Here is a 9,454-nt window from a genome sequence, read left to right on the forward strand (position 1 = left end):
TCGATAATCATTAGAGGTAAGTAAACTTACATAATTACTGAATAGGCACGTCGTCTTATACCGTTAGCGTTTTTTTCATTCCATTTTCCAAATTTGAACTCAGCAATTCGCAGATTGTTTTCCATATCAAAACGTTCCTTATGATTTCCAGCGCCAAGAGACAAATATTCTAGCTGCTCTTCTTTATTTTCATTTAGCAAAACTTCTTTTGCAATCATAATGCCCAAGGCATGAACTATTTCATCAATTTGAAATGAAGCGTCTTTAATTATATTGGCAGCCAGAAAAATATTTTCGAAATCAGATCTGACTATTGTATTGTCTAATTTCTCTAAATGCCTAAAGGTTTCTTTTAAGGCTTTGGTTTTTAAAGGCGTCAACTATATTTAGAGCGTCATGAATATTCATATTGATAAGATTAATTTTCCTTAATGCATATACAATACAAATTAAATTATTCCTTTCATAATTACATTACGGAAAACCGTATCCAGGAATAATTCTGTATTGATACTACTTCCGTATTTTTCATTTAAAAGGTTGCATGAGTTTCAATAAGCTTCATATTATTGATTATGGTAGTATCGGCTTTTTCAAGTAGTCTTTACTTATATAGAGAAGAGTAGTTTTGAAGGTGTAGCTAATCCCAGTTGTCTTAGCTTAATTTACCGAATCGTTGACTCCAATTCTAAGTCAGATCTTATAATAACAGCTCTATTGATGATTTAAACGTCTAAATCCCCATCCTAAATAATCCTGTATGTACCAATTTTATAATTTTTAACATTTTATGAACGAATAATATTTTTAGACATAATCAACACATTTACAAACATTTACAATTATAAACACAATTAAATTAGTCAAATAAAACTATACTCAAAGAATAATAAAGATTGATATTCCAAAGATTTTGTCACATATAAGCGACACAATGTACTCTGGCATTTTTTGCACGATCAAAATTATTAAACTCATACCTTCTATTTCATAAACAGTTAGCCAGAAATTAAAGTTAAAGACGTGCATAAAAATTATTTCCTTTATAAAAACATCAAAAATATTTCTTGAATTGAAAAAACATTTTATCTTTGCACCCGCAATGAAGAAATGATTGCGACATATTGGAGGAATGGCAGAGCGGTCGAATGCGGCAGTCTTGAAAACTGTTGACTGTAACAGGTCCGGGGGTTCGAATCCCTCTTCCTCCGCTGAAGGCTAAAAGTTTAGCATATGTAGACTTATTGAAAAAGCCTTAAAAATTAACAACCCTGCAAATCATTAGATCTGCAGGGTTTTCTTTTTTACACTTTAGAGATTTAGAATAAATACTTTTGTGGCACATTCGTGGCGCATCGGGAATAGAGCGTACTGCGCCACAAAATTTCACTTATATATTTTGTGGCAGAATCGTGGCACAACTTTCAATCCCCTATTGAAAGCAACTACAGCCAACTATTCCGAAGTATGGTTCAAATCGGAGTGAAGGTGTATTGTAGATTTTGTTCCGATAGAATTGTTTGAATTTTTTCTATAGCTGTTGGTTCAAAAGTTTTGGCTACAATTTGCTTTCGCAAATCTCTCACACTCGTTAAATGACTATTTGCTTGATTTGCATAGAATAACTTGGCTTCTGGTTTTTTGATGGGTATTAACTCTATGAAGTATTACCAACTCAATTGTCGTGACAGTGTTACGACAATTTGTAAATCCGTAAATTGTGCGGCAAACTGCATCATACGTCTCAAATTTCTTAGTCCAAAATTGCTACCGTATTGTTCTTTCAATTGTGTCGACAGTGTCGACACAATTTGTTTTGCATATTCAGCACGCTTGTTTTCTAGAATATCTTGATTGACATGATTAACAACTTGCCAAATAAAATAGTAATGGCACTATTGGTTTGAATTGAAACTAAATTAAAATACCACATTAATGACTTTTATTTCATACGTTAAATTCTTGAATTCTGCAATACAGTTTTTTGTTTTGTCTGAAATAACAACATTGGCAACATTATAGAAATTATCAATACAATACAAAATTACAAACTTATAGCTGATTATATTTCTGAAATAAAATGTATCTTAATCAATAGATAATCGGAATATTTCCGATTATCTATTGATTATTGAACAAAAATAATTGTTTAAACTACGGCTTTCACACTTATTACGTATAATACACCTATTGATTATCAGCTGCTTTAACCGTTACTGCTCCTACCAAATCTCCACCTGCAGCAATAAGCTGCGAAAAATAATCATTTTTATCAATTTTATACCTCCTTAAAAATCTCTCAAGCATAATTCCTTCTGGAAGAAGCCCTTCAAAGAAAGGCGGAAACTCAGAAAAAGAATATCTTCTCTGCCCTGTAGGCATAGTGAGGGAAACAGGCTCCAAGTTGTAAGCATTATCATATGTAAAACTATATTTACCAAATTCTTCTTCGGAAAGAAGTCCGGCTCTTACGTCATGCATATATACTACTGCTTTTCTCATAATTTATTGATTGACTCATAATCTAATTTCAAAAATTAAATCTTTTATAATTTCAAATTTTCCACTAGTTATATTTAAAATGACAAAGGAAAGAATACTCAGTAAAGTCATTAACTATATTACTCAAAAAAAACTTTACTGTTCTTTAAATGATTAAAACTTTATCAGCTTTAAACAATTCATGTTCTCCTCGTTGAATATATCCAAGCTGATTAGTAACCATGTTAGTATTTCCAATTACAAAATTCGCAGTATTATAATGACTGTGACCGTAAATCCAGTACATTGGTTTTGACCGCTGAATAAGTTCTGAAAGCTCGACAGCAAAAGCCTCATTCAAGGGACTATTCTCATACATTTTTGGATATTCTTTAAAAGTCGGAACATGATGAGTTGTGATAATAATTTTCTTAGAATCTGCAACCTCTAGAACTTTAGTAATAAAATCTAAACTATCAAAATAAAGCTTATTATATTCATCTGCTGAAAACCTTGACCCATTGTATTTAATAACATGAAAATCACTAAGTCCTCTTTCAATATTTAATCGGGAAACTGGACTTATGTGCGACCATAGAGTCGAGAAAACCAGTTTTAAATTATCATATTCTACAACATAATTATTTAGAAGGATTACATTATTTTTAATCTTTTCATAAAAAGTTCCTGTTTTAAGAAGAGCATCAAAATAGTAATATTCATGATTTCCAGGAATCCAATATGTCATCTGGAAATTATCGGATAAGAAATCAAAAAAATCCTGATGTTTATCCATGAGCGCAAAAGGTACAATATCTCCTGCCAAAATTAAGATATCTCCGTTTGGAATTAAGGGATTATCTCTCATAAATTCTTTGTTTTTAATAAACTCCAAATGCAGATCTGAAGCATATTGAATTCTGTTTATCTCCATATTATTATTTCTAAAAGAACCAAGACTCTCAAAAAGAAAGACAGTTACTCTATATATTGTTATTAAAAAAATGATTCATTCAGATACTATTCTCACGAAGAGTTTCCTCAATTTTTACACTGTCGTATAAAAATATATCTCCCAATTTGGTATATGGAAGCACTCCCGTCTGCCGGTATTTTATAATAGTATTATTAGACAGCCCAAATATCTTTTTTAAATCCTCATTTCTGTAATATGCAGGTCTCAAGGTTTTCCCTTTACTTATTTTTGAATCGATTAACTCTAGTTTTAACATTAAAGGATCTATAATATTTTTAATCTCCATTATAAAAGCCTGTCTCTTTTCTTTCTTTGTCATAATTGAATTATTTGTTAATGTTATAATTTTTTTCATCCCCAGCTTACCAGTTCTCAAGTTTTCTTTTTCTCTCCATCAATATCCCAATCAAGTCATCTAAAAATTTTATCTGTTTCTCTTTATAAGTATAACCTTTGCACTCAGAAAACTGTCTGCTTATTCTAGTTATTTTTTTCTGAATTCCTTCATTATCTCTATATGAAAAATTTTCACTTAAAAATTCCTGAAAACTGATCCTATTTTTTTTCGCATCACTTGAATCAAAAAATAAAATACCCTCATCCATCAAGACATAGAAAAGGATTGCAAGCTCACTTTTACTGTAAGTACTTCTGCACTTTTCAGCTAACAGTAAATCATTACGATACTCGTTTATGAGTACTAAGTTTTCTATTTTATTTAATCTCTGGTCGAGTTTAAAAAAATTATCGAAAATTTCATAGGTCTTAGCTTTTTTCATTTAAATAATTTATTCTTCCTAAATTGCTTTATACTCCAAATGTTTGGGTTCCGGAATCAAAAATAATGGTCGTAAGTTATTAACCTCATAAAACCGATTTGATTTTAAACAATGCTAAAATACTTTTAGGCATCGATATTATATGTGTCTTTTGTCACACTTACCATATTTTACTTCATTAATTATTAAACATTTACAAAAACTCAAATAATTAAAAGTAATTCTTGCTCTCTTCTTTTAAGTACATATTAGCGGAATTATTTTTTTCAAATTATAGAGTCTCAATTAACCTTGTTCACTATATCTGGCTGTTCATTCTGAATGAACAGCCAGATATAGTGAACACATTACATTAAATAAGAAAATAACTAAAGAAGTTGAACCGAAAAAGATCTTTTTTGGGTAGCTGTATTTGTTCACGAATACGAAGTGAAAATATTCACATGAACATAATTAGATAGATAACTGCAATTTTTTGTAAATTATATACCTTATAAATGCAAAAATTTGTAGATAGCACTTCATTAAGTTGTATTAACTTTAAAAATTTGTAGCTCAGCCATTATTCTAAACAAAAAAATCAATTATGCAACACATCTTCTATACACTATAAAGATAGCTGGATTGTATTTTATATCTTAAAGCATATAATTTTGCTGTAACTGTTTTTTTTATATCTAAAAGCATATAATTATGTCGTTCATAATTGGGTTACCAAAGAACATATAAGAATGAATTCCATTCAATTTCATTTTTTATAAAAAAGCGAAAACATTAAGACGTGACTCAAGTCTTAAACAAGTATAACTTTAATTTTATAAGATAAACTGACCATGGTTAGATATCCAATGCAAATCTGGTTTTAAAAATATTTGGACAAATCTTAGGACCTAAATCAGCCAATAATTAAACATTAGCAATCTTAAATTATAAAGTTGTTCTTTACAATCAAATCTTTTATGACCTAAGATCAGTAATTTTTTGAAAGTTAAATTTAAAAAGACCTTTAAAAATTGAATTGACAAAAAGTTGATTATTTTTGCTTTATACTTGCTAAAATTATTTCATGGAGCTTATTAAAGATATTTTAGAACATATAAATATTACTGACGAATGTACAACAATTGAAGCCAAAAGAGGGAGCGAAATTGACACATCTATAATGGAAACTATTTGTGCTTTCTCCAACGAGCCGGGCTTAGGAGGAGGATTAATAGTTTTAGGAGTGGTTAAAGACGAAAGCACCTTATTTCAAAATTATATAGTTGAAGGAATTACAAATCCAGACAAATTACAATTAGATATAGCTTCTCAAACAGCGACATTATTTAATCAGCCTGTTAGACCAGAAATTGAAATAGAGAAAATGCCCAATGGAAAGTTAGTCCTAAAAATGTTTGTAAAAGAATTACCTGATGGACAAAAACCTCTTTATTTCAAAAAAAAGGGCTTGCCTCAAGGCGCTTACAGAAGAATTGGTTCAAGTGACCAGCGATGCACCGAAGATGATCTATTTATATTCTATAATAAAGAAGATAGTTTAGATAGTATTATTGTAAAAGATACTAGTCTTGATGATGTCAGTGAAGAAGCAATTTCTTTATACAAAAGTTTAAGGTCAAAAGTAAATGAATATGCTGAGGAGTTAAACTATTCTGATTTTGATTTATTAAGATCTTTAGGATGTGTAAAAAAAGATAAGGACGAATGGAAACTAACCTATACAGGACTACTTGTTTTTGGAAAACGTCCTGCCCTAAGAAGATTACTACCGATGGTACGTATAGATTACATTAGAGTACCAGGTAATGAATGGGTTGAAGATCCTGAAAACAGGTTTACAACAATAGATATGAGAGGTCCGCTTATTGAATTGGTTCAAAGAGTATTTAGTGCAATTGCTGATGATCTCCCTAAAGGATTTCTTTTAGGGGATGGAGAGTTGCAGGCTTCTGCTATTGGTCTGCCTTCTAAAGTTCTGCGTGAAGCACTTGTGAATGCTTTTATACATAGAACTTATAGGGAAAATCAGCCGATACAAATTATTCGCTACGGCAATAGACTAGAAATTAAAAATCCAGGGTTTTCATTAAAGCCGGAAGAGCAGCTAGGTGAACCAGGTTCTAAAAACAGAAATCCGTTTATTGCATCCATTTTTCACGAAACCAATCTTGCAGAAACAAAAGGGAGTGGTATAAGGACAATGAGAATTTTAATGGAAAAATCCTCCCTAGCACCGCCGACATTTGAAAGTGACCACACCGCAAATTTATTTACCACTCGCCTTTTACTGCATCATTTTCTTAATGAAAGTGACCTTCAATGGCTAAATACTTTTGCTGAATATGAGTTAAATACTGAGCAGAAAAAAGGATTGATTTTCATTAGAGAAGCTGGTGCCATTGATAATTCAACATATCGACAATTAAATGCATGTGATGTATTAAAAGCAAGTAATGAATTAAGAAGTCTCCGAGACAAAGGTCTTATTGAACAAAAAGGAAAAGGAAGATCTACATATTATACTACTGGTGGAGTTCTTAACACAGATGATGATGTTCCTAACACAGAACCTAATGATCTTAACACAGAAGCTAATGATCTTACAACAGAACCCTATGATCTAACACAGGAGCTACCTTCTGATATAAGAGAACAAATATCCAACCTAGGAGTTAGAGAAAATGATCAAAATAAAATAAAAGATATAGTTTATAAAATATGCAGTTTTAAAAGCTATTCTGCAAAACAGATAGCTCTAATACTTAATAGAAATGAAAATTACATTTATCGAAACTATATCCTGCCGATGAAAGATGAAGGCAGATTACAGCATACAATAATAGATATGCCAAATCATCCCGACCAGGCTTACAAAGCTGTTTAATATAAATGTACTTCTTTCATTAATGTAAAATATAAATATTTTACATATTTAAATTAAGTTCAAACATTTCCAACTGCCTTTTAATTGATATATAAAATTTTCTAAAATGTTACTTATAACATAAAAAAGTCTATTTTTGTCATATTAAAAAAAAACAGAACTATAACCTGTTAAAAAACAAGACATTACGACGTAAAAAAGCGTGTTTTAAAGTTTGTGGCATAATCGTGGCACAGCAGGTAAAAAATATAGGAAAATGCAGTATAAGAGCGGGATACGGAGCTTAGGTTCGAATCCCTCTTTCTCCGCTGAATTTCAAAACCTCAATATTTTTATTGAGGTTTTTTTTTGCTTTATACTGAAGTGACATTTTTTTTAATTAATCACAAAGTTTAATTTCGATACAAGTTCAACCATAAAAAAACCACTCTTTATTCATTTAAGCCGTAGAATAATGCGTAATTCCAAAACCAAGTTTGCGCGCTCCCTCAATTAATGAACTTCAAAAAGCTTATATATTGAATAATGAAAATCTACTAAAAACAAGCATCCAGTTCCGCAGAACAAAACAATCATTAAAAGAATCAACACATTAAATTTAAAGCTAGAAAAACCAATATTTTCAAATTTTCAATCATTCACTTTTATTTTGTATTTTAGTGTAAAAGAAACTACAGTAAAAACCTCTTAAACAAAAATAAAAATGTATCGCATACTACTTATTTTATTACTCAGTTTAACAATTTCCTGTCAGAAAGAAAACCACACCCAATCGCTGACTGACTATTTTACATACAAAGAAAATAGCACATTAGAATCTGCAGGGGTAAAAATGATTCCAATTAAAACACCTGTTGGAGATTTTAAAGTATGGACAAAACGTTTTGGAACTAATCCAAAAATTAAGATACTTTTATTACATGGAGGCCCAGCAATGACACATGAATATATGGAATGCTTTGAAACATTTTTCCAACGAGAAGGCTTCGAATTTTATGAATACGATCAACTTGGATCCTACTATAGCGATCAGCCAAAAGACAGCACTTTATGGACCACGGAACGATTTGTAGAAGAAGTAGAACAAGTACGCAAAGCAATTAACGCAGATAAAGAAAACTTCTACGTTTTAGGAAATTCCTGGGGCGGAATACTTGCAATGGAATATGCTCTAAAATATCAGCAAAATCTAAAAGGGTTGTTAATTTCAAACATGATGGCAAGTGCCCCTGACTATGGAAAATACGCTGAAAAAGTGCTTTCAAAGCAAATGAAGCCAGAAATACTAACTGAAATAAGAGCATTAGAAGCCAAAAAAGATTTTGACAATCCAAGATACATGGAGCTTTTAATTCCAAACTTCTATCACGAACATTTATGTCGATTAAAAGAATGGCCAGACGGACTAAATAGGGCATCAAAACACGTAAATGGAGAAATCTATACAATGATGCAAGGGCCAAGTGAATTTGGAATCAGCGGTCGTTTAGCAAAATGGGACATTAAAAATCGCTTACATGAGATAGAAGTGCCAACTCTCATGATTGGAGCCAAATATGATACAATGGATCCAAAAGCAATGGAAGAACAAAGCAAACTAGTCAAAAAAGGACGTTTTTTATATTGCCCAAATGGAAGCCATCTTGCTATGTGGGATGATCAACAAATATTTATGAAGGGAGTTATTAATTTTATCCATGATGTTGACACAAAAAAAATATAAAAAGCACTGATCACTCATTTCCAACAGAATGAAACTTCTAAAAAATTTACATAAAGAGTTGTCTTAAAAACAAAAACTGTTTTTTTTACTTCCTTTCATGACGTTCCTTTGGCGAACTCTTTGTAAAATCTATTTCAGAAGAGCTTTCAGTATAAAAGAAATAATTAAAAACTCTGAAAAAGTTGCGATTCCTAAGGCGCTTTGAAAGAGAATATCTTTTTGATTTTCAAAACAATCAAAGCAGTTCAAATTCCCAACGTTCAACCTTGAGACTCAATGCATATCTCTGCAAATTGATTTCTCCAAAGCGGTTGTAAAACAAAAAATCCCTCCCGATAAATCGGGAAGGATTCTCAAAAGAAAGGCGACGACATACTCTCCCACAAAACTGCAGTACCATCTGCGCAGGCGGGCTTAACTTCTCTGTTCGGGATGGGAAGAGGTGAGCCCCGCCGCAATAACCACCTTAAGGTTTTTAGTGACTAGTCCTTAGTGATCAGTAATTAGTTTTTAAGCTAATCACTACTTACTCTTTACTATTCACTGCCCGCGACGGGCAAATATTTTAACATACTGAGATAAAGAAAAGAAGTATTTGTTTAGAAAGT

Annotated in this window: 8 protein-coding genes, 1 tRNA gene and 1 rRNA gene; 3 read left to right on the forward strand and 7 right to left on the reverse strand. The window is 31.3% G+C overall.

The genetic code is table 11. The features are described 5' to 3' along the window. Positions 1–26 precede the first annotated feature (26 nt). Positions 27–380 (reverse strand): hypothetical protein, encoded by a 354-nt coding sequence (locus tag GQ47_RS13685; RefSeq protein ID WP_035649312.1) that lies wholly within the window; start codon positions 378–380, stop codon positions 27–29. Between the two features lie 746 nt (positions 381–1,126). On the opposite strand from GQ47_RS13685, the gene GQ47_RS13690 reads away from it, so the two are divergent. Continuing rightward, positions 1,127–1,211, forward strand: a tRNA-Ser gene (locus tag GQ47_RS13690). Between the two features lie 456 nt (positions 1,212–1,667). Here GQ47_RS13690 and GQ47_RS23865 read toward each other — a convergent pair. The 5 genes from GQ47_RS23865 to GQ47_RS13710 all read right to left on the reverse strand — a co-directional run bounded on the left by GQ47_RS23865 (position 1,668) and on the right by GQ47_RS13710 (position 4,236). Continuing rightward, on the reverse strand, positions 1,668–1,880 hold the full coding sequence (locus GQ47_RS23865) for a DUF1016 N-terminal domain-containing protein (RefSeq protein WP_081909354.1): 213 nt from the start codon (positions 1,878–1,880) through the stop codon (positions 1,668–1,670). 307 nt (positions 1,881–2,187) lie between these two features. Further along, positions 2,188–2,502: a HipA N-terminal domain-containing protein gene (locus tag GQ47_RS13695; protein WP_035649314.1), complete on the reverse strand. Its 315-nt coding sequence runs from the start codon at positions 2,500–2,502 to the stop codon at positions 2,188–2,190. 145 nt (positions 2,503–2,647) lie between these two features. Beyond that, the gene (locus tag GQ47_RS13700; RefSeq protein WP_035649317.1) at positions 2,648–3,415 is read right to left on the reverse strand and encodes a metallophosphoesterase; all 768 of its coding nucleotides are present in this window, start codon (positions 3,413–3,415) and stop codon (positions 2,648–2,650) included. 79 nt (positions 3,416–3,494) lie between these two features. Continuing rightward, positions 3,495–3,776 carry a helix-turn-helix domain-containing protein gene (locus GQ47_RS13705; protein ID WP_035649504.1) on the reverse strand — a complete coding sequence of 94 codons (282 nt, stop codon included), beginning with the start codon at positions 3,774–3,776 and terminating at the stop codon, positions 3,495–3,497. 43 nt (positions 3,777–3,819) lie between these two features. Continuing rightward, on the reverse strand, positions 3,820–4,236 hold the full coding sequence (locus GQ47_RS13710) for a hypothetical protein (RefSeq protein WP_035649320.1): 417 nt from the start codon (positions 4,234–4,236) through the stop codon (positions 3,820–3,822). Between the two features lie 1,066 nt (positions 4,237–5,302). Here GQ47_RS13710 and GQ47_RS13715 point away from each other — a divergent pair. Then, positions 5,303–7,123, forward strand: coding sequence for an ATP-binding protein (locus tag GQ47_RS13715; protein WP_035649322.1), 1,821 nt, complete (start codon positions 5,303–5,305; stop codon positions 7,121–7,123). A gap of 703 nt (positions 7,124–7,826) precedes the next feature. After that, entirely contained in the window at positions 7,827–8,846 is a 1,020-nt protein-coding gene (locus GQ47_RS13720) for a proline-specific peptidase family protein (RefSeq protein ID WP_193745225.1), read from the forward strand. A gap of 359 nt (positions 8,847–9,205) precedes the next feature. On the opposite strand, the gene rrf is transcribed toward GQ47_RS13720, so the two are convergent. Then, positions 9,206–9,315, reverse strand: a 5S ribosomal RNA gene (gene rrf / locus GQ47_RS13725). Positions 9,316–9,454: the final 139 nt, after the last annotated feature.

Origin of the sequence: Flavobacterium sp. ASV13 (genome assembly GCF_000745775.1) — a bacterium.
Lineage (GTDB): Bacteria > Bacteroidota > Bacteroidia > Flavobacteriales > Flavobacteriaceae > Flavobacterium.